The sequence below is a fragment of the Paracoccus litorisediminis genome, from assembly GCF_009711205.1.
GTDB lineage: Bacteria > Pseudomonadota > Alphaproteobacteria > Rhodobacterales > Rhodobacteraceae > Paracoccus > Paracoccus litorisediminis.
The window spans coordinates 16,824-43,022 of sequence record NZ_WMIG01000010.1; the positions used below are offsets into that span (position 1 = coordinate 16,824).

The following is a 26,199-nucleotide window of genomic DNA, read 5'->3' on the forward strand; positions in this document are numbered from 1 at the left end:
CCATGTCTCAGGAACGCACGGGCTTTCTGCCCATCGAGACCAACTGGTTCGACCGGCTGTTCATCAGCGTCGTGCTGTGGGTGGCGCTGTCGCTGTTCTGGCTGCGCTTTCTGGAACCGCTGGGCCTGTCGATCTGGATCGGCGTGGCGATCTCGGTCGTGCTTGCCGCCATCATCATTCGAAGGGGATAGGTCATGCAATCGCTGGTGCTTGAACGGCAGGGGGAACTGTCCCTGCGCGATTTCCCCCAGATCGACCGGGAAGAGGAAGTGCTTGGCCCGCGCGACGTGCGCATCAAGCTGCATACGGTGGGGATCTGCGGATCGGATGTGCATTACTACACGCATGGGCGCATCGGTCCTTTCGTCGTGAATGCCCCGATGATCCTTGGCCATGAGGCCTCGGGCACGGTGATCGAGGTCGGGACCGAGGTCACCACCCTGAAACCCGGCGACCGCGTCTGCATGGAGCCGGGCATCCCCGACCCGAACAGCCGCGCCACCCGACTGGGCATGTATAACGTGGACCCGGCCGTGCGCTTCTGGGCGACGCCGCCGGTCCATGGCATCCTGCGCCCGACCTGTGTGCATCCCGAGGCCTTCACCTTCAAGCTGCCCGACAATGTCAGCTTTGCCGAGGCCGCGATGGTCGAGCCGCTGGCCGTCGGCATCCATGCCGCGACCAAGGCCCGGATCAAGCCCGGCGACAATGCCGTGGTCATGGGCGCGGGTCCCATCGGGCTTGTCACCGCGCTCTCGGCACTGGCGGCGGGCTGTGCGCGGGTGTTCCTGACCGACATCGCCCAGCCCAAGCTGGAGATCGGGGCCAGCCTTTCGCCCGCGATCACCCCGATCAATGTCGCGCATGAGGATCTGGCGGCGCGCGTCCTGCGCGAAACCGATGGGTGGGGGGCCGAGGTGGTCTTTGAGGCGACCGGCTCGCCCAAGGCGGCGGCGGGGATCTTTCCGCCGCTCGCGCCCGGAGGTTGCGTGGTGCTGATCGGCGGCCAGCCCGACCCCATCGCCTATGATGCCGGGGCGGCGATGGTGCGCGAGGCGCGGGTCGAGAACATCTTTCGCTACGCCCATGCCTTTCCGCGCTGCGTGAACATGATCGCCTCGGGCGCGATCGACGTGAAACCGCTGATCACCCGTCGATTCGACTTCAAGGATAGCGTTCAAGCCTTTGAAATAGCGGCATCCGCACCTGCGGGCGACGTCAAGATGCAGATCGAGTTACCAGGGTAGGGGGGACGGGCATGGCACGGGTCAAGATCGACAAGGTTTTCAAGCGCTACGGCGCGCTGCAGGTCATGCACGGGGTCAGCGTCGATATCGAGGATGGCGAATTCGTCGTGCTGGTCGGCCCCTCGGGCTGCGGTAAATCAACCCTGCTGCGGATGCTGGCCGGGCTGGAACAGATCAGCGAGGGCACCATCTCGATCGGGGAACGAGTAGTCAACGACGTGCCGCCAAAGGAACGCGACATTTCGATGGTGTTCCAGTCCTACGCGCTGTACCCGCACAAGACCGTGGCCGAGAATATCGGCTTTCCGCTGAAGATGGCCAAGCGCCCCAAGGCCGAGATCGCGGAAAAGGTGCGGCACGCGGCCTCGATCCTTGATCTTGCGCATCTGCTGGACCGCTACCCCAAGCAGCTTTCCGGCGGCCAGCGCCAGCGCGTTGCCATGGGCCGCGCCATCGTGCGCAATCCGCAGGTGTTTCTGTTCGACGAACCGCTGTCGAACCTTGACGCGAAGCTGCGCGTCAGCATGCGAGTCGAGATCAAGGAACTGCACCAGCGCCTTGGCACGACCATCGTCTATGTCACTCATGACCAGATCGAGGCGATGACCATGGCCGACAAGATCGTCGTGATGCGCGACGGTCAGGTGGAACAGATCGGCGCGCCGCTGGAACTGTTCGACCGGCCCGAAAGCGTCTTTGTCGCCGGTTTCATCGGCTCGCCTTCGATGAACTTCCTGCACGGGCGGGCGTCACAGCGGGACGGGCGGTTCGTCTTTGTCACCGATGGCGGGCTGGAGCTGCCCTTGCCACAGACCCCGCTGGTCGAGGGCCACCCGCTGACCTATGGCATTCGACCCGAACATATCGATATCGGCCCCGAAGGCGTGCCCGTCGATGTCGTGGTCACCGAACCCACCGGCTCGGAGACCCAGGTCTTTGCCCGCGTCGACAACGACCTGATCAATGCCGTGGTCAAGGACCGCATCCATGCCCGCCCCGGCGAGCGTATCGGCTTTGTCATCGACCCCAGGAATGTCCATCTGTTCGACCGTCAGTCCGAACGCCGCCTGTGAATCAAGGGAACCGCATGACCCGCCTTTCCAACTCGACCCTGCCCGACCTGCCCGCCCAGATCCTGCGCCCGACCTATGACCGCGCCGCGTTGCGCCCCGGCATCCTGCATATCGGGCTGGGGAATTTCCACCGCGCCCATCAGTCATGGTACCTGCACCGGCTGATGCAGCAGGGTCTGGCGCAGGACTGGGCGATCATCGGCGCGGGCGTGCGGCCCTATGACAGCGCCATGCGCGACCGGCTGGCCGCACAGGACTGGCTGACCACGCTGATCGAACTGGACCCGGCGGGCCGCTCGGCCGAGGTGGTGGGCTCGATGATCGGCTATGTCCCGATCGAGGAGGGCCACGCCCCCCTGATCGCCGCCATGGCCGATCCGGCCATCCGCATCGTGTCTCTGACCGTGACCGAGGGCGGCTATTACCTGAACCCCGACAAGGGGCTGGATGTCACCCATCCCGATATCCGCCATGACGCGGAAAATCCTGCCCGCCCCCGCACCGCCTTTGGCGCCATGGTCGCGGCGCTGTCGCTTAGGCGCGCGGCAGGCCTTCCTGCATTCACCGCGCAAAGCTGCGACAACCTGCAAGGCAATGGCGCGATCCTGCACCAGACCGTCGTGGGCCTTGCCCGGCTTTCCGACCCGGAACTGGCCGACTGGATCGAGGCGAATGGAGCCTTTCCCAATTCCATGGTCGATTGCATCGTTCCCGCCACCGGCCCCGCGGAACTGGAACTGGTCCGCGAGCTGGGGGTTCAGGACGATGCCCCCGTCACCCATGAAAATTTCCGCCAATGGGTGATCGAGGATGCCTTCTGCGCCGGTCGTCCCGACTGGAACCTTGTCGGCGCGACCTTCTCGGACCGGGTGCATGATTATGAGCGGATGAAGATCCGGGTGCTGAACGCGGGCCATCAGGTCATCGGCAATGTCGCGGACCTTCTGGGCATCGTCACCATCGCCGAAACCATGGCCGATCCCGACATCGCCGCCCTGTTCCGCCGGGTCGAGGAAGCCGAGATCCTGCCCCATATCCATGCCGTCCCCGAATACACGCCCGCCGCCTATCTGGACCTGATCAAGCGCCGCTTCGCCAATCCCGCCATCCGCGACACCACGCGGCGCGTTGCCTTTGACGGTTCAAGCCGGCATCCGGGATTCGTGCTGCCCTCGGTCCGGGACGGGCTGGCCGCGGGTACGCCGGTCACCGGGCTTGCGCTGGTCGAGGCGTTGTGGGCGCGCTACTGCACCGGTACGCGCGAGGACGGCTCGGTGATCGAACCAAACGACCCCGACTGGTCCATCCTTCAGGATCGCGCCCGACAGGCGGCAGCCGATCCGCGTCTCTGGCTGGTCCCCGCCCTTTACGGCGAGCTGGCCGATACCGCCCCCTTTGCGGATGCGTTTGACGGATGGCTGAGGCTCATCCACAAAGAAGGGGCGCGAGCGGCGCTGACCCGCTATCTGGCAATGTGATGCAATGAGTTTCCTTGGAATCGATCTGGGCACGTCGGGGCTGCGCGCATTGCTGGTTTCCGATGATGGCACCCCCATTGGCGCAACCGAACGGCATTATCAGGTCAGCCACCCGAAATCGGGCTGGTCCGAACAGGACCCCGCCGACTGGATCGCAGCCTTGCAGGGCGCCATTGCCGAACTGTGGGCAGAATATCCCGAATTCGCCGGATTGCAGGGGATCGGAGTCGCTGGCCACATGCATGGCGCGGTGCTGCTGGATGCCCAGGACCGGGTGATCCGACCCTGCATCCTGTGGAACGACACCCGCAGCCATGCCGAGGCCGCGCGTCTGGACGCCCTGCCCGCCTTTCGCAGGCTTTCGGGCAATATCGTTTTTCCCGGATTCACCGCGCCCAAGCTGGAATGGGTCCGCGCACATGAGCCCGAAAACTTCGCCCGTATTGCCCATGTCCTGCTGCCCGCCGCCTATCTGAACCTGTGGCTGACCGGGGATCATGTCGCGGACATGTCGGACAGCGCGGGCACGTCCTGGCTGGATACCGGGCGGCGGGACTGGTCCGCCGAGTTGTTGGCGGCCAGCCACATGAGCCGCGACCAGATGCCCCGGCTGATCGAGGGGTCGGCCACAGCGGGTCGGCTGCGTCCGGATCTGGCACGGGAATGGGGGTTGAACGGCCCGGTCGCGGTGGCAGGCGGCGCAGGCGACAATGCCGCCGCCGCCTGCGGCATCGGCGCGATGACCGAGGGGCAGGGATTCGTCTCGCTGGGGACATCGGGCGTGCTGCTGGTGGCGCGCGACGGCTATCGTCCGGCACCCGAAACCGCCGTCCACACCTTCTGTCATGCGGTGCCGGAAAAGTGGTATCAGATGGGGGTGATGTTGTCGGCGACCGACAGCCTGAACTGGCTGTCGCACATCACCGGGGCGAAACCGGCCGAGTTGACCGCAGGTCTGGGCGAGGCGCTGCGCGCCCCCGGCCCGGTGCGTTTCCTGCCCTATCTCTCGGGCGAGCGGACGCCGCATAACGATCCGCTGATCCGGGGCAGTTTCACCGGTCTTGGCTCGGATACCAGCCGTGACGACCTGACCCGCGCCGTGCTGGAGGGCGTGGCCTTTGGTCTGCGCGACAGTCATGAGGCGTTGAAGGCCACCGGGGCGCGGACCGACCGGCTGCTGGCCATCGGCGGCGGCGCAAGGTCGCATCAATGGTTGCGGATCATCGCGACGGCGCTGGATGTGACGCTGGCCTTGCCCAGCGACGGCGAATTCGGCGCGGCCTTGGGCGCGGCGCGGCTGGGCCGGGTCGCCTCGGGCGCAGGCAGCGTCGATCAGGTGATGACGGCCCCGGAAACCACGGTCGAAATCAGCCCAGACCCTGCCTTGCGCGACGCCTTTGACGCCGCCTATCAGGACTTCCGCGCCGCCTATCCGGCGATCCGCGGAGTGCAGTGATCAACGCAGCGAGTAGCCGCCATCGGCCATCAGCACCTCGCCGGTGATGATGGCGGCATCGCTTGATGCCAGAAACCGCGCTGCCGCCGCGATTTCCCGTGGCTGGGCAAAGCGGCCCACGGGAATGTCGCGCCGGGCTTTCTCGCCCTTTTCCCCGGCCCAGCCGACCAGTGCCATCGGCGTTTCCACCACGGTGGGCGCGATGGCATTGACGGTAATGCCATGCCCGGCCCATTCCACCGCCAGCACCTTGGTCAGCAGGTTCAGCCCGGCCTTGCTGGCCCCGTAAGCGGCATGTTCGTCGATCGCGACCACCCCCGCCTGAGACGAGACATTGATCACCCGCCCCCGCCCCGAGCGCTTCAGCCAGGGCAGCGCCGCCACCGCCATCAGCCATGGCGCGCGCAGGTTCACCGCCATCGTCGCGTCCCATGCCGCGACATCGGGCTGGTCCGCCGGAAAGACGATGCCCAGCCCAGCATTGTTCACCAGCACATCGATGCCCATGGCCTCGCCGATTTCGGGCACGACACTTGCGATGGCCGCTGGATCGGACAGGTCCAGCGTGAAGGCACGATGCCCCTGCCCCAGTTCCGCCGCCAATTCGCCCGCATCCATCCGGTCGACCAGCGCCAGCCGCGCGCCACCTGCGGCGAAAGCTTCGGCCATCGCCCGACCAATGCCTCCCGCAGCGCCGGTGACCAGCACCGTCAGCCCCTCGAACTCGCCCATCGCGCCCTCAGATGTCGAAGTTGGTGGGCAGGACGATCACGTCCCGGATGGTGACATTGCGATTGCGGGTCAGCATGAACATGATCGCCTCGGCCACCTCCTCGGGTTCGATCAGGCTGCCGGATTCCTTCGCCTTGCGCAGGTTTTCCTCGGGCCAGTCCGCCAGCAAGGCCGAGATCACCGGACCCGGAGAGACCTGCCCGACCCGGATGCCCTTGCGGTTCAATTGCCGCCGCATCGCCTGCACGAAACAGGTGATCGCCCATTTCGAGCCGGAATAGACCGGCTCCCACGGAATGGCCGAATGCCCGGCGACCGAGCAGGTGACGATGATGTCGCCGCTGCCGCGCTCGGTCATATGCGGGATGACGGCATGGACGTTCTTCATCACCGCGTTGACGTTCAGGTTCAGCATGCGGTCGATGGTGGCGGGATCGGTCTCGGACAGATCGCCGCCGATATAGGTTCCGGCATTGCAATGCAGGATGTCGATGCGCCTGGTCTTTTCCAGCGCCTGCGGCACCATCGCGGCGCAGCTTTCCGCGTCCAGCAGGTCGGTGACCTGTGGAATCGCCGCCGCGCCCAACTCGGCCACCAGCCGGTCCAGCGCCTGCGCATCGCGGTCGGCCATGATGACCCGCGCCCCCGCCTCGATCAGCGCCCGCGTGGTCGCCAACCCGATCCCCGATGCCGCGCCGGTGATCAGCGCAACCTTATCCTTCAGGCTTTCCGCCATGTCCTCGTCCCCCCTGTTAGTGCGTGGTGTAACCGCCATCCGCGACCAGAACCGCCCCAGTCACGTAGCTGGCCGCGTCGGATGCCAGAAATAACGCGCAGGTCGCCATTTCCTCGGGCTGGGCAAAGCGGCCCATCGGCGTGTTCTCGGTCCAGATGCGGTTCCAGTCGGCATTCGCAATCCCGCCCGCCGTCATGTCCGAGACCACGTAGCCCGGTGCCAAGGCATTCACCCGGATGCCCCGCCCGGCATATTCAAAGGCCATGACCGTGCTCATCTGGTGGACCGCCGCCTTCGAGGCATTATAGGCGACCTGCAATTGCGGCTTGTTCGCGACATGGCCCGAGATCGAGCCGATATTCACGATTGCCCCACCCCCCTGCGCCAGCATTGGCCGCACCGCAGCCCGCGCGATGCGGAACGGTGCCATCAGGTTCGTGTCCATGATCGCCTTCAGCCGGGCGTCGTCGAAATCGTGGAAATCGCCGTTATCGGCAATGCCCGCATTGTTCACCAGCACGTCAAGACGACCGAAACGCTCCAGCGCCGCCGCGACCATGGCCTCGGGCGCGTCATCAGCGGTCACGTCGGCCTGAAACCATGAGGCCGCCTTGGGGTTGTCGGCCAGCAGCGCGTCCAGCGCAGGCGTCCGCGACCGGCTGGTCAGCAGGCATTTCGCCCCCGCCTCAAGGAAAGCCGCGGCAATGGCCAGACCGATCCCGCGATTGCCGCCGGTGATCAGCGCGACCTTGCCGTCCAGTCGGAATTTCTCAAGCGCCATTGGTGTCATCCCCCATTCACCGCGCGTTTCATGAAGCAAGGGTCTGCAACTGCCGCTTGGGCCAAGCCCTTGACTGGCATGACATGCAGACTCGCCCGCTGTGGCTGCGTCGGGGTGATATTACATTTGTATCGCGATCTATCCAGATGTTTTTACCGATGCAGATGCAATGCGGCCACGCTTGTCGCAAGGCACATGCCGGGCGTATCGTGACGCCAACGGGCATGAACTCGTACGGCGTGCTAACTCAGCAGGAGGGCAAGGAAATTGGCCACTGGAAGCGACGCGACCAAATTGCTGCATCCCGAGGCGGTGCCTCATCTGCCGGGCTTCATTACCCTGCCCGGACAAACGGACTGGCTCATGGTGGGGATGGCGGGTTTTCTGATCCTGTTCATCGTCGGGATCGGGGTGTTCTACCTTAGACTGCACGCCCTGCCCGAGCACATGGCCCATCGCGGCCAAAAGGTGCAGCTTGAGCTGGTCGCGGTTCTGGCGCTGATCGCCCTGTTCACCCATAACCACGCCTTCTGGATCGCGGGGCTGCTGCTGGCGATGGTCCCGGTTCCCGATTTCAGCACGCCGCTCAGTTCGATGGCGCAGTCACTGGGCCGCATGGCCCCGCCCGCGCCACCCGAACCCGAACCCGCACCCACGGCCGAGGCCGACAAACCGGCGGAGGTCTGAGCCATGCTGGAACTGCTGCTTTGCTCAAGCGTCACCATCCTGCCCGATTACCTGTATCGCCGCTTTGCCCAAGGCAAACGCTTTGGTCGGGAAATCACGCTGTTCACCGTCTGGTACGAATTGCGCTGGGGCATCGTGCTGTGTCTGCTGCTGACCATCAGCCTGATCACGGCGATCTTCTATTTCCACCCCTCGACCAAATCCGCGACCTCGGTCTTTCGCACGGTCACCATCCTGCCGGAAACCAATGGCCGGGTGGCCGAGACCTTTGTCGACATCAACCAAAGCGTCAAACAGGGCGATCCGCTGTTCCGGCTGGACGATACCAGCCAGCGCGCCGCGGTTGAGACCGACCGCCGCGCCTTGGCCGAAATCGAGGCCGAGCTGAAAGTTGCCCAGATCCAGGTCCGCGAGGCGGATGGCCGCATCGCGCAGGCTCAGGGGATGCTGGCGCAGGCCACGGACGAATATGAGACGCGAAATGCCCTGCTCAAGCAGAACTCCAGCGCCGTCGCCCGCCGCGATGTCGAGCGCGCGCAGGTGCAGGTCGAAACCCAGCAGGGCATGGTCGATGCCGCCATCGCCGCGCGGGATGCGCTGAAGGCTCAGGTCGAATTCCAACTGCCTGCCCGCAAGTCCAGCGCCGAAGCCGCCCTGCACGAGGCTCAGGTCGAGCTGGACAAGACGCTTGTGCTGGCAGGCACCGACGGGATCGTCCAGCAGTTCGCATTGCGGCCCGGCGATGTGGTCAACCCGATGCTGCGCCCGGCGGGTATCCTGGTGCCGCAGCGGCAGGTCACCGGTCTGGTCGCCGGCTTTGGCCAAATCGAATCCCAGGTGATGAAACCCGGCATGATCGGCGAGGTCGCCTGCATCGCCAAGCCGTGGCAGGTGATCCCGATGGTGGTGACCGAAGTTCAGGACGTGATCGCCGCCGGTCAGATCCGGCCCACGGATCAGCTGCTTGACATGCAAAACCTGGTACAGGGCGGCACGATCACCGTGATCATGGAGCCGCTGTTCGAAGGCGCGCTGGACGGGCTACCCCAAGGTGCGACCTGCATCGCCAATGCCTATACCAGCAACCATGACGCGCTGGACGATCCCGGCACAGGCTCATTTAAACGCTTCGGGCTGCATGCGATCGACACGGTGGGGCTGGTGCATGCGCTGATCCTGCGCATTCAGGCCATTCTGCTGCCGGTGCAGACACTGGTGCTGAAGGGCCATTGAACGTAGCGGGCGGGCCGGTTTCCCGGCCCGCCGCTGATCTTAGTGCTTCACTTCCTCGGCGGGCAGATGCTCGCTGCCGCCCAAGGCCCAGCGGGTCAGCGGCCGCGCGGCCAGGATCAGCAGCACACCCGGGATGACGCTGCCCCAGAACAGCCGATCGAACAGATGCGGCAGGCTGGTCGGGCTGGAAGTGTCCATGCCCGTCGCCAGCAGCCCCGCCATCAGGCTGCCCAGCGAGCTTGCGACGAACCAGAAGCCCATCATCTGGCTGGTGAAGCGCTGCGGCGCGAGACGCGAGAAGGTACTGAGGCCTACCGGGCTAAGCAGCAGTTCGGCGCAGGTATGGATCAGGAAGGTGCCGGTCAGGAACAGGAACGACACTTTCGCGCCACCCGCCGCCATCCGTGCCGCAGGCACCAGCAGCCAGAAGCCCAGACCCACAAGGATCAGCGCCAGCCCGAATTTCACAAAGACCGAGATCTCCCATTTCCGCTTCTGCGCGGTCAGCCAGAAGGCCGCGAACAGGGGCGTCAGCAGCACGATGAAGGCCGGGTTCAGGTTCTGGAACCACGAGGCCGGAACCTCGAAGCTGCCCAGCTGACGATCGGTCAGATCGGCGGCAAAGATCGACAACGACGACCCGGCCTGCTCGAAGCGCGACCAGAAGACGGCGGCGGCCACGAACAGCACCGCCAGAACGATCATCCGGCGTTTCTCGGCGGGAGTCAGGTCACCGGCGAAATAGATGTTCAGGAAGAAGCCCACCGCCACGGTGACGATCAGCACACCCATCGCGCCTGCAATTCCGGTGGCGCTGGACAGGTCCAGCCAACCGGCCATCATCATGCCTCCGATCACCAGCACCGCCGCGCCGCACAGGATCACGGTGGTCAGATGGTCGAAACGCGCCGTCCCGCTATCGGGATGGTGATGCGGCTGCGGAGCCCCGCCCAGACCGCGCAACGAATTCTTGCCAGCATAGATGAAGTTCACCAGCCCCAGGGTCATGGCGATGGCAGCGGCGCCAAAGCCCCAGTGCCAGCCCCATTTCTCGCCCAGATAACCGGCGATGAAGCCGCCAAGGATCGCACCGATATTGATGCCCATGTAGAAGAACGAAAAGCCCGCATCGCGCCCGCCGATATCGTCCTTGTCGTAAAGCTCACCGACCATGCTGGAGATGTTGGGCTTGAGCAGCCCCGTGCCGATGGCGATGCAAGCCAGCCCGACCAGGAACAGACCCGCGCTTGAACCGGCAAACGCCAGCAAGATATGGCCGATGATGATGATCACCGCACCGACGGTGATCGCACGGCGCGAGCCCCAGAAGCGGTCGGCAATCCAGCCGCCCGGCAGGGCAAGGATATAGGCCGAGGCCGTATAGATGCCATAGATCGCCACCGCATCCGCGGTGGCAAGGCCAAGGCCGCCATTGGCGACGACATCGACCAGATAAAGAACCAGGATGGCGCGCATCCCGTAATAGCTGAAGCGCTCCCACATCTCGACGAGGAAGAGCGAGGTCAGACCGGCGGGGTATTTTCCGAGTCGGGTCATGTTTACCTGCGACTTTTTCATTCGCGGGACGGGTTACTCCAGCTTGCTCCGGGGGGAAATGGGCAGATGGACGTCCGACGCAGGGTATTTTGCACCTTTTGCTTGATTCAGTCCCTCGAATTCTGTCACTTCGCCTGATCGGCCTGTCATCCTGACTGCGCATAATCTCGCTGCAATGGACCGATTCCCGCGCTTTTCGGCCCGCGCCCCCTGATCGCACAGCCCATGCATTTGGCTTGATTTGTCAGCCATCGCCCCGCAGGATTCACCGCGAACCGAACCCGCGCCCGACAGGCTGCGACGATTTGTCGGCCCACAGGGGCCTCGCACAGCCTTCCTATATCTTGTGTTTTTTGCTCATCATACCCATATAGGTGGAAGTTTTCCGACAATTTCGCAGCCAGGACAGGCCCATGAACCAGATCCATCCCATCGAGAACGATTCCGTCTTTGCGGCTCCGATCGCCGAGCAGATCTGGGACATGAAATACCGCCTGAAAGAGGCCTCGGGCGCACCACGCGACCTGTCGGTGCAGGACACATGGCGGCGCATCGCCCGCGATCTGGCCCGAGTCGAGGCCGACCCCGCCGCATGGGAGGACCGTTTCTACGCCGCGCTGGAAGGTTTCAAGTTCCTGCCCGCCGGTCGGATCATCGCTGGCGCAGGCACCGGCCGCGACGTGACGCTGTTCAACTGCTTCGTCATGGGCACCATCCCCGATAGCATGGCCGGTATCTTCGACATGCTGAAGGAAGCCGCGCTGACCATGCAGCAGGGCGGGGGCATCGGCTATGACTTCTCGACGCTGCGGCCCAAGGGCGCGCCGGTCATGGGGGTGGCGGCGGATGCCTCGGGGCCGCTGACCTTCATGGATGTCTGGGATTCGATGTGCCGCACGATTATGTCGGCCGGCTCGCGCCGCGGCGCGATGATGGCGACCATGCGCTGCGACCATCCCGATGTTGAGGAATTCATCACGGCCAAGCAGGACGCCAAGCGGCTGCGCATGTTCAACCTGTCGGTTCTGGTCACCGATCCGTTCATGGACGCGGTCAAGGCCGATGCCGACTGGCCGCTGGTCTTTGGCGGCAAGACCTTCCGCACCGTCAAGGCACGCGCGCTGTGGGACCGCATCATGCAGTCCACCTATGACTATGCCGAGCCGGGCGTGATCTTCATCGACCGCATCAACAAGGCCAACAACCTCGGCTATTGCGAAACCATCTCGGCCACCAATCCCTGTGGCGAACAGCCCCTGCCGCCCTATGGCGCCTGCCTGCTGGGCTCGGTCAACCTGGCGCGGCTGGTGACGCATCCGTTTACGGACAAGGCGGAACTGGATGCGCGCGGCTTGGACGAACTGGTCCGCACCGCCGTCCGCATGATGGACAATGTCGTCGATGCATCGAAATTCCCGCTGCCCCAACAGGAGGCCGAGGCCCATGCCAAGCGCCGCATCGGGCTGGGCGTCACCGGGCTGGCCGATGCATTGCTGATGCTGGGCCTGCGCTACGGCGCTGACGATGCCGTCGCCCAGACCCGCGTCTGGATGAAGGCCATTGCGCGTTCGGCCTATCTGGCCTCGGTCGATCTGGCCCGCGAAAAAGGTGCCTTCCCGCTGTTCGATGCCAAGAAATATCTGAAATCCGGCTTCATGCAGAAGATGGACAAGGATGTGCGCGATGCCATTTCGCAGCATGGTATCCGCAATGCGCTGCTGACCTCGATCGCGCCGACCGGAACGATCTCGCTTTACGCGGGCAATGTGTCATCCGGGATCGAGCCGGTCTTTGCCTATGCCTATACTCGCAAGGTGCTGCAAAAGGACGGCTCGCGGACCGAGGAAGAGGTCGTCGATTACGCCGTCCAGATGTGGCGCGACCTGCATGGCGATGCGCCCTTGCCGGATTACTTCGTCAACGCCCAGACGCTGGCACCCCGCGATCACGTCGCCATGCAGGCGGCGGCGCAGGAATGGGTGGACAGCTCGATCTCCAAGACCATCAACTGCCCGCAGGATATCGGCTTTCAGGAATTCAAGGATGTCTACATGGCGGCCTGGGATCTGGGCTGCAAAGGCTGCACCACCTATCGCCCGAATGACGTGACCGGCTCGGTCCTGTCCGTCGAGCCCGAGAAGAAGCCCGAACCCACACCGGCTCCGGTGCCCGCCCCCGCCGTCACCCCCCTGGCCCGCGCCGAGGTTCTGTCGGGCGAGACCTACAAGCTGAAATGGCCCGACAGCCAGCACGCCATCTATGTTACCGTCAACGACACCATCGACGAGGACGGCACCCGCCGCCCGTTCGAGGTCTTCATCAACTCCAAGAACATGGAGCATTTCGCCTGGACGGTCGCGCTGACCCGGATGATCTCGGCGGTGTTCCGGCGCGGCGGCGATGTGGGCTTCGTGGTTGAGGAACTGAAGGCCGTCTTCGACCCGCGCGGCGGATCGTGGATGAAGGGCAAATACGTGCCCTCCATCCTGGCCGCGATCGGCAATATCCTCGAACAGCACATGATCGCGATCGGTTTCTTCACCGCGCCCGAAGCACCTGCGGCCGTCCCGGCCATCGCGACGGAACGACCCAAGGGTCAGGCCTGCCCCAGCTGCGGCGAATTCACCGTGATCCATGCCGATGGCTGCGAAAAATGCACCAGCTGCCTCTGGAGCCGCTGCGGCTGAAGCGACACTCCCCGGTTTCTTTCTTGTAGAAATATCCCGGGGAGATCCCGAAGGGATCGGGGCAGAGCCCCCTGCAAGGCTGGCCATCGGCGCGAACAGCGCCGTCAGGCCACCTTGCCCAAGACCCCACCAACCTGCCCGGCCATGGCGCGATCCTCGATCACCATCTGCGCCAGCTTCGCGCCGATCATCATCGCGGGCGCGTTGGTATTGCCGGACACGATCTCGGGCATGATCGAGCAATCGGCGACGCGCAGCCCCTCGACCCCGCGCACCCGCAGCCGGGGATCGACCACGGCCCGATCATCCACCCCCATCCGGCAGGTTCCGGTGGGGTGATAGATGGTGGTCGAATTTTCACGCGCCCAGGCCAATGTCTCGTCATAGCCCTGAACGCCGGGGGCAGGCCGGAACTCCTCGGAAATCGCCGCGCGCAATGGCTCGGTCCGGGCGATCTGACGGGCGATCTCGATGCCCGCGACCACGGTATCGCAATCGGTCCGGGTCGACAGGTAATTCGGCTGGATCAGCGGCGCATCCCGCGCGTCGGGACTGCGCAATGTCACCGTGCCCCGGCTTTCAGGACGCAGCTGGCAGACCGATTGCGTGAAGGCCGAGAACGGATGCACCCCCTCACCGGGGCTGTCGGCGGACCAGGGCTGGATGTGGAACTGGATGTCGGGCGTGACAAGCTCGGGCCGGGTGCGCAGGAAACCAAAGACCAGACTTGCCGCCATGGTCATCGGCCCGGTGCGGAACAGCGCATATTCCAACCCGATCCGCGCCTTGTTGAACAGGCTGCGGACCTCATCGTTCAGGGTCGCCTCGCGGCATTTGAAGACCAGCCGGGCCTGCAGATGGTCCTGCAGGTTGCGACCGACCTCGGGCGAATGGCGGGCCACGCGGATGCCCTGCGCAGTCAATTGTTCAGCGTCACCCACGCCCGACAGCATCAGCAATTGCGGAGAGCCGATGGCCCCGGCGCACAGGATCACTTCGCGCGCGGCGCGGATCACGTCGCGGCTGCCGTCAGGGCGGATGATCTCGACGCCCGTGGCGCGGCCTTCTTCGATCATCACGCGCAGCACCTGCGCATGGGTCTCGATGCGCAGGTTTGCGCGGTCGCGAATCGGCGTCAGGAAGGCCTTGGCCGAGGAGCAGCGCCGCCCCTTGTCCACGGTCAGCTGGAAATGCCCCACCCCGTCCTGAACCGGGCCGTTGTAATCGGGATTATAGGGAATGCCCTGCGCTTTCGCGGCCTCGATCCACAATTCGCAGATGCGGCGACGCAGGCGCGGGTCAGATACCTGCAATGCGCCTTCGGACCCTCGCCCCTCGCCACTGCCGCGCTGGAACGTCTCCAACTCCTCGAAAAGCGGGCCGACCTCGGACCATGACCAGCCGCGATTGCCCATCTGCGCCCAATGGTCGTAATCCTGCCGCTGGCCGCGCACGTAAAGCAGCCCGTTCAGCGAGGACGAGCCCCCCAGCACCTTGCCGCGCGGCCAGTGGATGGCGCGTCCGGCAAGGCCGGGATCAGGCTCGGTCCGGTAGCACCAGTCGAATTCGGGATTGTGCATGGTACGGAAATAGCCGACCGGAATGTGTATCCACGGGCTGGTGTCGCGGCCCCCGGCCTCAAGCAGGGTGACGCGGATGCCCGGATCGGCGCTCAGCCGGTTCGCCACCACGCATCCGGCGGAACCAGCGCCCACCACCACGTAATCGGAAATTTCCTGACCTACGGCCATGTCTTATCCCTCACAGTGACAATGTGGCGGCGCCCCGGTGGCGGGACGCCGCAGTGCCTTGGTTAGCCGCGCGCCTCACGCCGCCCGATCAGGATCGCGCAGATCATCGACACAAGACCGGCAAAGACCACATAGCAGCACAGCCAGAACGGATCGTTGTTGTTCGAGGCCATCAGCCATGTCGCGATCATCGGCGTGATCCCCGAGGCAAATATCCCCGAGAACTGATAGACGAAGGACACGCCGGTATAGCGCACGCTGGGATCGAACAGATCGGCGAACAGCGCCGCCTCGGGGCCGTAGCAAATCGGGTAGATGATGCCAAAGGGCAGCACGATCCCCAGAACGATCAGCACCGGATTGCCCGAGGTCATCAGCGCGAATGCCGGGAACACGCTGAGACACAGCAAAAGCGCGCCCATCGCATAGGTCTGCGGTCGCCCGACCCGGTCGGAAAGCCGGCCAAAGAACGGGATGCAGAACACCATCACCACCGCCGCCGCGCAGACCGTCCACAGCGCGAAACTGCGCTCGAGTCCGACATACTTGGTCAGGTAGACGATCGAGAACACCGCGAAGATGTTGAAGAACACGCCGTCGATATAGCGCGCGCCCATGCCCAGTGCGACATTGGCCGGGTAGCGCTTGATCATGTCGGTAAAGGGCAGGCCCTGATCGCGGCCCCGCGATTCCGCCTTGGCCTTCTCGAATTCCGGGCTTTCACCGATATTGCTGCGGATCCAGGTTCCCAGACCGACAAGGATGATCGAGGCGACAAAGGCCGAGCGCCAGCCCCAGGCCAGGAAGGCCTCTTCCGGCAGCATGGTCAGCAGCGCCATCACCCCGGACGCCATGAACAGGCCCAGAGACAGGCCGATCTGCGGGATCGAGGCATAGAAGCCGCGCTTTTCCTTGGGCGCGAATTCATAGGCCATCAGCACTGCCCCGCCCCATTCGCCACCGATGCCGATGCCCTGCAGGATACGCAGAAACAGCAGGATGATCGGCGCGGCGATGCCGATGCTTTCATAGGTCGGCAAAAACCCGATGGCGACCGTTGCACCGCCCATCAGCAGCAGGGTGATGACCAGCATCGTCTTGCGTCCGATGCGGTCGCCGAAATGGCCAAAGACCAGCCCGCCCAGCGGACGGGCGACAAAGCCCATCGCGAAGGTGGCATAGGCCAGCAGGATCGAGACGGTTTCGTTGTCCGTGGGAAAGAACAGCTTGTTGAACACGATCCCGGCAACGACGCCGTAAAGAAAGAAATCATACCATTCGATGGTCGAGCCCACGAGGCTGGCGAACACGACCTTTCTGACATTGTTCTCATGTTTGGCAGTGCCATAGGCACCGATGCTCAGATCCGACATTCCGCCCTCCCGTGCGTTGTTCGTCGTCTGCAATCTGTTCGGAACCGGCACGCTCCTCCCATGCCGGTGATCGGATGCTGCCCGAGCCATCGGCATTGAGTCAAAGTAATTTTGAGACAATGAGTCTCATTTATGACAGAACGCATATCCGTTCCGCGGTTGGACAGCGCCCCGCCCCGCGCTAGACTGGCGCCCCGGACAGGAAAGCACGATGCCGATGGACCAAAGCCCCGACTCCATTTCCAGCGCACCCAGCCTGCGCAACTTGCAGATCCTGCAGGTGATCGCACTTGAGGCGCGGCCGATGACGCCGACCGAGGTCAACGCCGTCCTTGGCCTGCCCAAGCCCACCATCCACCGGCTGGTCGCCAATCTGGAACAGGAGGGCTATCTCTCGCGGCATCTGGACGGGCGCAGCTATCTGCCGGGCCCGAAACTGCGCGAGATGATGCTGGGCGTGATGCGCGCCGGTCATCACCACCTGCCCCGGCGCGAGGTGCTGATGCGGCTGAACGAATCCGTGGGCGAGACCTGCAACCTGTCGATCCCCGACGGCGATGCGATGATCTATGTCGACCGGGTGGAAACCCATTGGCCGCTACGGATCGCGCTGAAGGTCGGCTCGCGCGTGCCGCTGCACGCGACCTCGGCGGGCAAGGCGGCGCTGACCCAGATGGGCGCGGCAGAGTTCGAGCGCTTCCTGTCCAAGGCGCGGCTGCATGCCCATACCGAACGCACCATCACCGACCCCGCCGCCTTGCGCAGCGAAATTGCCGCGATCCGCACGCGCGGCTACTCCACCGATAGCGAGGAATTCGTGCCCGGCATGATCGCGGTCGCCGTGCCGGTTCTGGACCGCGCCGGTTTGTTCTGCGCGACGCTGTCCTTCCACGCCCCCGTGCAGCGCCTGTCACTTGAGGACGGGCTGAAACACCTGCCCGCCTTGCGTCAGGCCGCGAGCGAGTTGACCGGTCTGACCTGAGCTATCACATCTGCTATTTGTAGCGCGCGTCGAGACATCAACATCTGGATGGTAAGAAAGAAGGTTATATATTACGACTAATCCGTTGAAATATTGAAAAATATATCGATACTCTACTTTCCAGCATCGCAGCTACCCTGCGTACTGCACACGGAAGGGTAAAATCAGATACAAAGCGCATTGCGCCGCCCTATCGCCCCCCGGATCTTGTATCTTGGCCCAGATTTCGCCAAAGTCTTTGGCCTGAAATTCCTTGGAAGGACCACGCCAGATCATGCGCATGCGCGACACGTTCATCAAGCCGATGCATCCGGAGGGTCGTCGTTTCGTCGCGATCTTTGCAGCCATCACCCTCGCGCTGTTCTTGCTGTGGGAGCCTTTGGGCTGGATCGGGGTCGGCCTGACAGTCTGGTGCTACTACTTCTTTCGCGACCCCGAGCGTGTCACCCCCAACCGCCCCGGACTGGTGATCAGCCCGGCTGACGGCATCGTCTCGCTGATCGAACCCGCAGTTCCGCCGAAGGAACTGGGCATGGCCGACGCGCCTCTGACCCGCGTCAGCGTCTTCATGAGCGTGTTCAACTGCCATGTGAACCGCGCCCCGGTCGCGGGCCGGGTATCCGCCGTCGCCTACCGCCCGGGCAAGTTCTTCAACGCCTCGCTTGACAAGGCCAGCGTCGACAACGAACGCAACAGCCTGTGCATCGAGATGGAGGACGGCCGCCAATTGGCCGTGGTCCAGATCGCCGGTCTGGTGGCGCGGCGCATCGTCTGCTTCGTCAAGCCGGGCGATGCGGTGACGCGCGGCGGACGCTTCGGCCTGATCCGTTTCGGCTCGCGCCTTGATGTCTATCTGCCGCCGGGCGTTGAGCCTCTGGTCAGCATCGGCCAGACCATGGTGGCCGGGGAAAGCATCATCGCCGACCTCACCTCGACCCGGACCGAGTGATGTCCGAGAACCCGCAAAAGCCCTCGGGCGAATTGACCCTGCTGCAACTGCTGCCCAATGTGCTGACGGTGGCCGCCATCTGCGCGGGCCTGTCGGCGATCCGCTTTGGCGTGCAGGGGAATTATACGCTGGCCGTGCTGTTGATCATCCTTGCCGGGGTGCTGGACGGGGTGGACGGGCGGTTGGCCCGCGCACTTGGCAGTTCCAGCAAGATCGGTGCCGAGCTGGATTCGCTGGCCGATTTCCTGAACTTCGGCGTGGCGCCGCCCCTGCTGCTGTATTTCTGGGGCCTGGACCATTTCCGCGGCATCGCCTGGATCTCGGTTCTGGTCTTTGCGGTTTGCAGCGTGATGCGGCTGGCGCGGTTCAATGTCGGCGCCAAGGCCGATGCGACCGAACGCCCCGACACCGCCTATTTTCAGGGCGTTCCCTCGCCCGCCGGTGCGCTGCTGGTCATGCTGCCGATGTATCTGTCCTTCCTGTTCGGCAACAAGCCCGTCCTGCCCGAGCCGGTCATCTGCATCTACATGGTCGCCGTAGGGTTGTTGCTTATCAGCCGCATCCCGACATGGTCGTTCAAGAAAACCCGCATATCACGCGAGAACGTCAAGTTTTTCCTGATCGCGGTGACGGCAACGCTGGCCGCCTTGCTGACTTTTCCTTGGGCGACGTTGATTGTGCTTTGCCTTGCCTATGTAGGCATGGTCATCTGGGCCTTGTTGGAGAAACGCAAATCATCTGCGGGTTGAGCAAGGCATATGGATATAAAGGCGGTACAGGCGTCCTACTCACGCTGGGCCCCGATCTATGACGGGACGTTCGGGGCGCTGACCAATGGGGGCCGAAAAAAGGCCGTCGGTTACATCAACTCACGTGGTGGCAGCGTGCTGGAGGTCGGGGTCGGAACCGGCCTGTCGCTACAGCACTACGAGCCCGGCATGCGGGTCACGGGCATCGATTTCAGCCATGAAATGCTGGAAAAGGCACGTGAGAAGGTCGAAAAACAGAACCTGACCCAGGTCCACGAATTGCGGCAGATGGATGCCCGTTCGCTGGACTTCCCCGACGACCATTTCGACACCGTGGCCGCCATGCATGTGCTGTCCGTGGTGCCGGAACCCGAAAAGGTGATGGCCGAGATCGCACGGGTCTGTAAACCGGGCGGCAAGGTGGTCATCACCAACCATTTCGCCCGCAGCGAGGGCGCGCTGGCGGCGATCGAAAAGGCGTTTGCGCCGCTGGCCAATGTCATTGGCTGGCATTCCGATTTCCGCATCGAGACCGTGCTGGGCGAATCCTGCCTGCAGCTTGAATCGCGCGAAACCATCCCGCCCTTCATGACCTTTCTGGTGCTGGGCAAACGTCAGCCCAACTGAACGAAAACCACCGGTCGGCAAGCCGTCCGGTGGCCAATTTCAAAAGGTTATGGTCGAAACCTAACGCGCCAACCCCGCTGCTGCCAGCCACTCGACCGAACGCATGATCCGGCCCTTGTCGCGCAGTTCAAGGATCAACCGGGGCGAGGATTTCAACTCGGCCAGCGCGCGAAACACTCCGTGCCACAGGATGTTCCCCTCGCCAATCGCCCAGTGGCGGTCGGCATAGCCATCGGCATCCTGCAGATGGACGTGTTGCAGGCGCTCGCCCGCACGGCGGATGAAATAATCCACCGGCGGCGCGCCGGTCGCGCCATGGGCGTAATGCGCGTGCCCGGTATCGACGGACACCGCCATGGCCGGGGAATCGAAGCTGTCGGCAAGGATGCGGCGAATATCGGGGTCCTTGTCCTCGATATTTTCGACGACCATGGTGACACCGATATCTTCGGCGCGGGCGACGACCGGAGCCATGATCTTATGGCAATTCTCGATCACCCAGTCATAGGCCGAGCGATCCGAGAAATTGTCCAGATTGTTGAAATCCCAGGTCGTGTAGGGCGAATGGATGACCATCTGCGTCGCACCCAGATAGTCGCAGACTTCCAGCCCCTGCAGATATTTCCGGGTGATCACCGCCTGCATGTCGGGATCGGGATTGGCGATGTTCAGGCCCCAGAACGGACCGTGGATGCCCAACCGCCCCTGATAGCCAGACAGGATATGGCGGGCCTGATCGGCCACCGATTTCCAGTCGCCATTCAGCAGATCGGCATCGAAGAAATCCTGAAGCTCGACATCGCGATCCTCGGCAAGGATGAAATCGCGAAAGTCCTCAAGCGCCGCAGTCGGCAGCGCCATGCCCAGCAATGGCAGGTCGGTCATGATCAGGCTTTCTCGAAAAGGGGAAGGGAAAGATCGCTTAACAATGTGTGAAATTCGTCCATGCCGTGGACCAAGTGATGCGCGCCCGCGTCAAGCAGGCGGTCGGCATGGCCCTCGCGGTGTTCCGACGGGCCGATAAAGCCCACGGCCAGACATCCCGCGTCACGGGCGCACAGGATGCCATGCGGGTTGTCGTCGATGAAGATTGCCCGTTCCGGCGCGACGCCAAGACGCGCGGCGGCAAATATCGCCAGATCGGGGGCGGGCTTGGCACGGGCGACATGCTCGGCCGAATAGACATGCGGACCGAAACGCCGCGCCAGCGGCGTCCGCGCGATGGAACGGTCCAGCCGTCGGATGCTGGAATTCGAGCAGACCGCCATGGCCACGTCGAAGTCCCACAACACACGCTCGATCCCCGGTATATGTGGGATATGCTGGTCGAACATCTGGAACAGCATCCGGTCGGCTGCCGCAAACACCTGTTCGGCGTCCAGTCCCGCCTGCGCCATCCATCCCCGGCTTTGATCGCCACCATTGCCGGAAAAGATGCGCGCGGCCTCATCCCGGTCCATCGGGAAACCGGCAGCGGTAATGGCCTGCGCCAACGCTCCGCAGCCCAGCGGCTCGCTGTCCAGCAGCACGCCGTCGCAGTCGAAAAGGATCGCGTCATAACTCATGCGGTGCATTCCTCGGTCATCAATTCGCGGACAAGGACGGGATTGTCCGAGACGATATAGCCCGGGCCGCGCGCGATCCAGTGCCGGATCAGGTCGGGGTCGTTGACGGTCCAGACCGAGGTTGCCACCAGCGGGCGCAGGCTGCGGATCAGGTCGAACTCGGCCTCGAACAACTCATGATGGATGCCGACGATATCGACCAGCCCATCGACCTCGGCCAGAAGCGCCGCGATGCCACCCTGACGCGTGGCCCAGTCGCGGTTGACCGAGATCAGCCGCCCGAATTCCGGGGCAACATCGCGGATCTCGCGCACGACGGAAATGTCGAAGCTGTGCAGGACCGAGCGCGCCTGCAACCCGCGCTGGCGCAGCGCCTCGGCGGCCATGGCGACCATGCCGGGATAGGGCTGGCCGTTCTGATCCGCCTTGAGTTCGACATACAGATCGGCCGTGTCCGGGGTCAGGATATCCAGCACCTCGTCAAAGCTTGGCACGCCTTCGTCGATCAGCGCACCATCCGGGCCCTTCAGGCGCAGCGCGCGGCGGCTTTCGGGGGTCAGGTCACGGACAAGACCGGTTCCGTCCGTCGTGCGCTCCAGCGTGGCGTCATGGATCACCACCAGCTCACCGGCATCGGTCAGGTGCAGGTCGAATTCGATGGCGTCGAAACCGTGCCGGACGGTCTGGCGAAAGCCGTAGGCCGAGTTCTCGGCCCAGAGGTTGCGGGCGCCGCGATGCGCCATGATCTTGGGCATGTCTGTATCCTTCGTTCAGCGGATTGTCGGGTCCAGCCGGTCGCGCAGCCAGTCCCCCATAAGCGAAATACTCAGCGTCGTCAGCACGATCACCACGGATGGAGCCAGCATGATCCATGGCGCGCGCGTCAGATATTCGCGGCCAAAGCCCACCATGTTCCCCAGTGAGCTTTGCGGCGGCTGCACCCCAAGCCCCAGAAAGCTAAGGCCGGATTCCATCAGGATGATTTCCGGGAAGGTCAGCGTCATCGACACGATCAGGGTCGAGGCGACATTGGGCAGGATGTGGCGCAGATAGACCCGGCGCGGGTTCGCGCCCAGTTGCACCACTGCCGCCGCATAGCCCTGGGCCGAGGCCGAAATCGCCAACCCGCGCGCGATGCGGGCGTAACGCTCCCACCCGTAAAAGCCCATCAGGCAGACCAGCAGCCACATGGATGAGCCGAAAAACGCCAGCACCGCCAGCGACATGATCATGAAGGGCAGCGCCGCCTGAAAATCGGCCAGCGCCATCACCAGATGCTCGACCCAGCCGCGGAATTGCGCGGCCAGGAAGCCCAAGGTGGTGCCCAAGACCGCCGACAGGATCGTCGCGCCAAAGGCGATGACAAGCGACACCCGGATCGACTGGATCAGCCGCGACAGCACGTCCCGGCCCAGTTCATCCGTGCCCAGCAGGTGGCCCGGCGTGCCCATCGGGGCCAGCCGCGCCATCAGGTCCATGCGGGTGATGTCATAGGGGCGGATCTGGTCGGCAAAGATCGCCACCAACACCATCGTTGCGATCCAGATCATCGACAACACGACAAGGAACGGCATCTTCAGACGGATGCGGGTCAGCAGATGCGGTGCGGGAAGGACGGTTGCAGTCGTCATCATCAGTCCTCAGTGAGCAGGCTTGGCGCGCAGGCGCGGGTCCAGCAGGCCATAGGAAAAATCGACCAGCAGATTCGCCACCACCATCGAAGCGGCGATGACCAGCAGCAGGCATTGCACCACCGCCAGATCGCGGTTTGCGACCGAGACGACGATCAGCCGCCCAATCCCCGGCCATGAAAAGATGCTTTCGACCACCACCGCGCCTGCGATCAGCGCGCCCAGCATGAAGCCGATCAGCGTGACGATGGGCACCGCCGCATTGGGCAGCGCGTGACGCCAGACCACCTCCCGCCAGGGCAAGCCCTTGGCCATGGCGGTGCGGATATAGGGCTGGCCCAGCACCTCGATCATGGCCGAGCGCGAGAACCGCGCAAGGATGCCGATGCCGCCGATGGACAGGGTGGCAATGGGCAGGATGGCGTGACGCCAGCTGGACTGCCCGCCCGAGGGCAGCCAGTCCAGCCGGACTGCAAAGACCAGAACCAGCACCAGCCCAAGGACAAAGGACGGGATGGTGAAGCCAAAGATCGACATCATGATGACGCCGCGATCCGCCACCGACTGGCGGTGCAGCGCGGCATAGACCCCCGCCGGAATGCCGATCGCCAGTTTCAGGATCAGCGCGGGCACGGTCAGAGCCAGCGTCGCCGGGATGCGCTGCAGCACCAGATCGATGGCGGGCGACTGGTCGCGCATCGAGACGCCGAAATCGAAGCTGAGGATCTGGCGCAGATAGGCCAGGTATTGCTGCCACAGCGGGTCGTCCAACCCCCAACGGGCGCGGAAAGCATCGACCGCGTCCTGCGGCGCATCCGGCCCCAGCAGGACCTGCGCCGGATCGCCCGACAGGCGCAGCACGACAAAGGCAAAGGTCACGACCAGCAGGATGGTCAGAAAGGCGCGGGCCAGCTTGGCAAGGATGAAGCGGATCATGAAAACCTCAGGCGGCAACGGGCCGGGCGTGGCCCAGCTTCAGGCAGGCGGCCAGCCGCCCGTCATGTTCGGCCAGTTCGGGCCGGGTCGCGGCGCAACCTGCATCGGAATGGCGGCAGCGCGGATGAAAGGCACAGCCCGATGGTCGGCTGGCGGGATTGGGCGGCTCTCCCTTCAGGATGATGCGCCCGTCCAGCCCCTGCCCCGGTTTCGGGACCGAGGACACCAGCGCCCGCGTATAAGGATGGCGCGGGTCCGAAAATATCCGGTCCGAGGAGGCGATCTCGACCACGCGGCCCAGATACATCACCGCCACCCGGTCACAGATATTGCGCACCACCTTCAGGTCATGGCTGATAAAGACCATGGTCAGCCGCTCTCGTTCCTGCAATTCGCGCAGCAGGTTCACCACCTGCGCCTGAATCGAGACATCCAGCGCCGAGACGGGTTCGTCGCAGACCAGAAAACGCGGGCGACTGGCCAGCGCGCGGGCGATGACGACGCGCTGGCGCTGCCCGCCGGACAGTTCATGCGGATAGCGGTCGGCCTGATCGGCGCGCAGCCCGACCCGCGCCATCAGCGCGGCCACGCGGTCGCGAGCGTCCTCGCCCTTGGCCAGACCGTGGATCTCCAGCGGCTCAGATATCTGGCGGCTGATGGTCATGCGCCGGTCCAGTGCCGCCAGCGGGTCCTGATAGACCAGTTGCATATCGGCCCGCAGCTTGCGCCAATCCGCGCTGCCGGGGGCGGGCATCGGCTGGCCGCGATAGCGGACCTCGCCCTGCCATGGCCGTTCCAGTCCCAGCAGCATTCGGCCAAGCGTCGATTTTCCCGAGCCGCTTTCCCCGACAATGCCAAGGATTTCGCCTTCGTGCAGGGTCAGGTCGATGCCATCGACGGCACGGATATCATTGGCTTTTCCAAACAGGGGTTTGGCGGTGGCATAGCGCTGGACCAGCCCGCGCACATCAAGCAACGGGCTCATGCCGGGACCTCCTGCTGGGTCATGTGTCGAAGTGACGATTGGACGGGATGAAAACAGGCGACCGCGCCGCCGGATCGCTGGTCCTTCAGGTCCGGGGCATAGGAATTGCACAGCGACGATGCGGCATCACAGCGCGGGGCAAAGGCGCAACCGGCCGGCAGGGCGCGCGGATCGGGCACCGTGCCCTCGATCGGGCGCAGCCGGGCGCGGCCCGCCTCCAGATCGGGGATCGCGCGGAACAGCCCGTGCGTATAGGGATGGGCAGGTGCCGCGAACAGGCTGTCGATGTCGTTCGCCTCGACGATCCGGCCCGCATACATCACTGCCGCCCGGTCGCAGACCGCCGAGACCGCGCCAAGGTCGTGGCTGATAAAGACCATCGCCATGCCGGTCTGACGGCGCAAGCCAGCCAGCAGGTCCAGAATTTGCGCCTGAATGGTTGCGTCCAGCGCGGTCGTCGGCTCATCCGCGATCAGCAGGTCGGGTTGACCGGCAAGGGCCATGGCGATCATGATGCGCTGGCACTGACCACCGGAAAACTCATGCGGGTACAGGTCGATGCGACGCTTGGCGTCGGGAATGCCGACCATATCCATCAGCCGCAGCACCTCGGTCCGGGCCTGCGCACCACGCAGCCCGCGATGTAGGCGCAGGCCTTCGCCAATTTGCCGACCGACGCGCTGCACCGGGTTCAGCGAAGATGACGGGTCCTGAAAGATCATCGCGATGCGGGCACCGCGCACCCCTTCCAGTGTGGTCCTTGGCGCGCCGATCAGTTCCTGCCCGTCCAACCGGACCGAGCCCTGGACCCGCGCCTTGCCCGGCAGCAATCCCAGCGCTGCCAGCCACGTTACCGACTTGCCGCAGCCGCTTTCGCCGACCAGACCGATGGCCTCGCCGCGGTCGATATCCAGATCGATACCGTGCAGGACCGGAACGCCGTCAAAGGCGACCGTCAGATCCCGGATGGAGACGAACGACATG

25 protein-coding genes are annotated in these 26,199 nt (G+C 64.2%); 12 read left to right on the forward strand and 13 right to left on the reverse strand.

Going from position 1 to position 26,199, the window contains the following annotated elements:
• Nucleotides 1-2: 2 nt before the first annotated feature.
• From GL300_RS16055 to xylB, 5 genes are read left to right on the forward strand one after another with little or no spacing between them, the layout of a single operon-like run.
• Nucleotides 3-191: a DUF2160 family membrane protein gene (locus tag GL300_RS16055; protein ID WP_155040675.1), complete on the forward strand. Its 189-nt coding sequence runs from the start codon at nucleotides 3-5 to the stop codon at nucleotides 189-191.
• Nucleotides 192-194: 3 nt separating this feature from the next.
• On the forward strand, nucleotides 195-1,247 hold the full coding sequence (locus tag GL300_RS16060; RefSeq protein WP_155040676.1) for an NAD(P)-dependent alcohol dehydrogenase: 1,053 nt from the start codon (nucleotides 195-197) through the stop codon (nucleotides 1,245-1,247).
• Nucleotides 1,248-1,258: 11 nt separating this feature from the next.
• Nucleotides 1,259-2,320, forward strand: coding sequence for an ABC transporter ATP-binding protein (locus tag GL300_RS16065; RefSeq protein WP_155040677.1), 1,062 nt, complete (start codon nucleotides 1,259-1,261; stop codon nucleotides 2,318-2,320).
• Between the two features lie 14 nt (nucleotides 2,321-2,334).
• Nucleotides 2,335-3,798, forward strand: a complete 1,464-nt coding sequence (locus GL300_RS16070; RefSeq protein WP_155040678.1) for a mannitol dehydrogenase family protein — start codon at nucleotides 2,335-2,337, stop codon at nucleotides 3,796-3,798.
• 4 nt (nucleotides 3,799-3,802) lie between these two features.
• On the forward strand, nucleotides 3,803-5,254 hold the full coding sequence (gene xylB, locus GL300_RS16075) for a xylulokinase (protein WP_155040679.1): 1,452 nt from the start codon (nucleotides 3,803-3,805) through the stop codon (nucleotides 5,252-5,254).
• Here xylB and GL300_RS16080 read toward each other — a convergent pair whose 3' ends face one another.
• From GL300_RS16080 to GL300_RS16090, 3 genes are read right to left on the reverse strand one after another with little or no spacing between them, the layout of a single operon-like run.
• On the reverse strand, nucleotides 5,255-5,986 hold the full coding sequence (locus GL300_RS16080; RefSeq protein ID WP_155040680.1) for an SDR family oxidoreductase: 732 nt from the start codon (nucleotides 5,984-5,986) through the stop codon (nucleotides 5,255-5,257).
• Nucleotides 5,987-5,993: 7 nt separating this feature from the next.
• Complete coding sequence (locus GL300_RS16085) at nucleotides 5,994-6,722, reverse strand: SDR family oxidoreductase (RefSeq protein ID WP_155040681.1); 729 nt, start codon at nucleotides 6,720-6,722, stop codon at nucleotides 5,994-5,996.
• A 16-nt stretch (nucleotides 6,723-6,738) separates the two neighbouring features.
• Entirely contained in the window at nucleotides 6,739-7,503 is a 765-nt protein-coding gene (locus GL300_RS16090) for an SDR family NAD(P)-dependent oxidoreductase (RefSeq protein WP_155040682.1), read from the reverse strand.
• A gap of 267 nt (nucleotides 7,504-7,770) precedes the next feature.
• Here GL300_RS16090 and GL300_RS16095 point away from each other — a divergent pair, with 267 nt between their 5' ends.
• Nucleotides 7,771-8,190 carry a hypothetical protein gene (locus tag GL300_RS16095; RefSeq protein ID WP_192337161.1) on the forward strand — a complete coding sequence of 140 codons (420 nt, stop codon included), beginning with the start codon at nucleotides 7,771-7,773 and terminating at the stop codon, nucleotides 8,188-8,190.
• A gap of 3 nt (nucleotides 8,191-8,193) precedes the next feature.
• Nucleotides 8,194-9,423: an HlyD family secretion protein gene (locus GL300_RS16100; RefSeq protein ID WP_155040683.1), complete on the forward strand. Its 1,230-nt coding sequence runs from the start codon at nucleotides 8,194-8,196 to the stop codon at nucleotides 9,421-9,423.
• A 39-nt stretch (nucleotides 9,424-9,462) separates the two neighbouring features.
• On the opposite strand, the gene GL300_RS16105 is transcribed toward GL300_RS16100, so the two are convergent.
• Nucleotides 9,463-10,980, reverse strand: coding sequence for a peptide MFS transporter (locus GL300_RS16105; protein WP_155040684.1), 1,518 nt, complete (start codon nucleotides 10,978-10,980; stop codon nucleotides 9,463-9,465).
• A 413-nt stretch (nucleotides 10,981-11,393) separates the two neighbouring features.
• Between GL300_RS16105 and GL300_RS16110 the strand changes: the two genes are divergently transcribed.
• A complete protein-coding gene (locus tag GL300_RS16110) occupies nucleotides 11,394-13,667 on the forward strand; it encodes an adenosylcobalamin-dependent ribonucleoside-diphosphate reductase (protein ID WP_155040685.1) in 2,274 nt (757 codons plus the stop codon).
• A 104-nt stretch (nucleotides 13,668-13,771) separates the two neighbouring features.
• On the opposite strand, the gene GL300_RS16115 is transcribed toward GL300_RS16110, so the two are convergent.
• Nucleotides 13,772-15,418 (reverse strand): GMC family oxidoreductase, encoded by a 1,647-nt coding sequence (locus tag GL300_RS16115; RefSeq protein WP_155040686.1) that lies wholly within the window; start codon nucleotides 15,416-15,418, stop codon nucleotides 13,772-13,774.
• A gap of 62 nt (nucleotides 15,419-15,480) precedes the next feature.
• Complete coding sequence (locus GL300_RS16120; RefSeq protein WP_155040687.1) at nucleotides 15,481-16,791, reverse strand: MFS transporter; 1,311 nt, start codon at nucleotides 16,789-16,791, stop codon at nucleotides 15,481-15,483.
• Nucleotides 16,792-17,002: 211 nt separating this feature from the next.
• Here GL300_RS16120 and GL300_RS16125 point away from each other — a divergent pair, with 211 nt between their 5' ends.
• From GL300_RS16125 to GL300_RS16140, 4 genes are all read left to right on the forward strand, one after another.
• Nucleotides 17,003-17,773: an IclR family transcriptional regulator gene (locus tag GL300_RS16125; RefSeq protein WP_343043078.1), complete on the forward strand. Its 771-nt coding sequence runs from the start codon at nucleotides 17,003-17,005 to the stop codon at nucleotides 17,771-17,773.
• A gap of 274 nt (nucleotides 17,774-18,047) precedes the next feature.
• On the forward strand, nucleotides 18,048-18,722 hold the full coding sequence (locus tag GL300_RS16130) for a phosphatidylserine decarboxylase (protein ID WP_155040688.1): 675 nt from the start codon (nucleotides 18,048-18,050) through the stop codon (nucleotides 18,720-18,722).
• Entirely contained in the window at nucleotides 18,722-19,471 is a 750-nt protein-coding gene (gene pssA, locus GL300_RS16135) for a CDP-diacylglycerol--serine O-phosphatidyltransferase (RefSeq protein WP_155040689.1), read from the forward strand. The genes GL300_RS16130 and pssA overlap by 1 nt, the downstream gene beginning before the upstream one ends.
• 9 nt (nucleotides 19,472-19,480) lie before the next feature.
• Complete coding sequence (locus tag GL300_RS16140; RefSeq protein ID WP_155040690.1) at nucleotides 19,481-20,098, forward strand: class I SAM-dependent methyltransferase; 618 nt, start codon at nucleotides 19,481-19,483, stop codon at nucleotides 20,096-20,098.
• A 60-nt stretch (nucleotides 20,099-20,158) separates the two neighbouring features.
• Here GL300_RS16140 and GL300_RS16145 read toward each other — a convergent pair whose 3' ends face one another.
• The 7 genes from GL300_RS16145 to GL300_RS16175 are packed head-to-tail and all read right to left on the reverse strand — an operon-like array spanning nucleotide 20,159 to nucleotide 26,198.
• Entirely contained in the window at nucleotides 20,159-20,983 is an 825-nt protein-coding gene (locus GL300_RS16145) for a sugar phosphate isomerase/epimerase family protein (RefSeq protein ID WP_155040691.1), read from the reverse strand.
• A gap of 2 nt (nucleotides 20,984-20,985) precedes the next feature.
• Nucleotides 20,986-21,663: an HAD family hydrolase gene (locus GL300_RS16150; protein ID WP_170297692.1), complete on the reverse strand. Its 678-nt coding sequence runs from the start codon at nucleotides 21,661-21,663 to the stop codon at nucleotides 20,986-20,988.
• Nucleotides 21,660-22,418, reverse strand: coding sequence for a glycerophosphodiester phosphodiesterase family protein (locus GL300_RS16155; RefSeq protein WP_155040693.1), 759 nt, complete (start codon nucleotides 22,416-22,418; stop codon nucleotides 21,660-21,662). Before GL300_RS16155 ends, GL300_RS16150 begins: the two co-directional genes overlap by 4 nt.
• 15 nt (nucleotides 22,419-22,433) lie before the next feature.
• A complete protein-coding gene (locus GL300_RS16160) occupies nucleotides 22,434-23,294 on the reverse strand; it encodes an ABC transporter permease (RefSeq protein WP_170297693.1) in 861 nt (286 codons plus the stop codon).
• Nucleotides 23,295-23,303: 9 nt separating this feature from the next.
• Nucleotides 23,304-24,230 (reverse strand): ABC transporter permease, encoded by a 927-nt coding sequence (locus GL300_RS16165; protein ID WP_155040695.1) that lies wholly within the window; start codon nucleotides 24,228-24,230, stop codon nucleotides 23,304-23,306.
• Between the two features lie 7 nt (nucleotides 24,231-24,237).
• The gene (locus tag GL300_RS16170) at nucleotides 24,238-25,215 is read right to left on the reverse strand and encodes an ABC transporter ATP-binding protein (RefSeq protein WP_155040696.1); all 978 of its coding nucleotides are present in this window, start codon (nucleotides 25,213-25,215) and stop codon (nucleotides 24,238-24,240) included.
• Nucleotides 25,212-26,198 (reverse strand): ABC transporter ATP-binding protein, encoded by a 987-nt coding sequence (locus tag GL300_RS16175; RefSeq protein ID WP_155040697.1) that lies wholly within the window; start codon nucleotides 26,196-26,198, stop codon nucleotides 25,212-25,214. Before GL300_RS16175 ends, GL300_RS16170 begins: the two co-directional genes overlap by 4 nt.
• Nucleotide 26,199 lies beyond the last annotated feature (1 nt).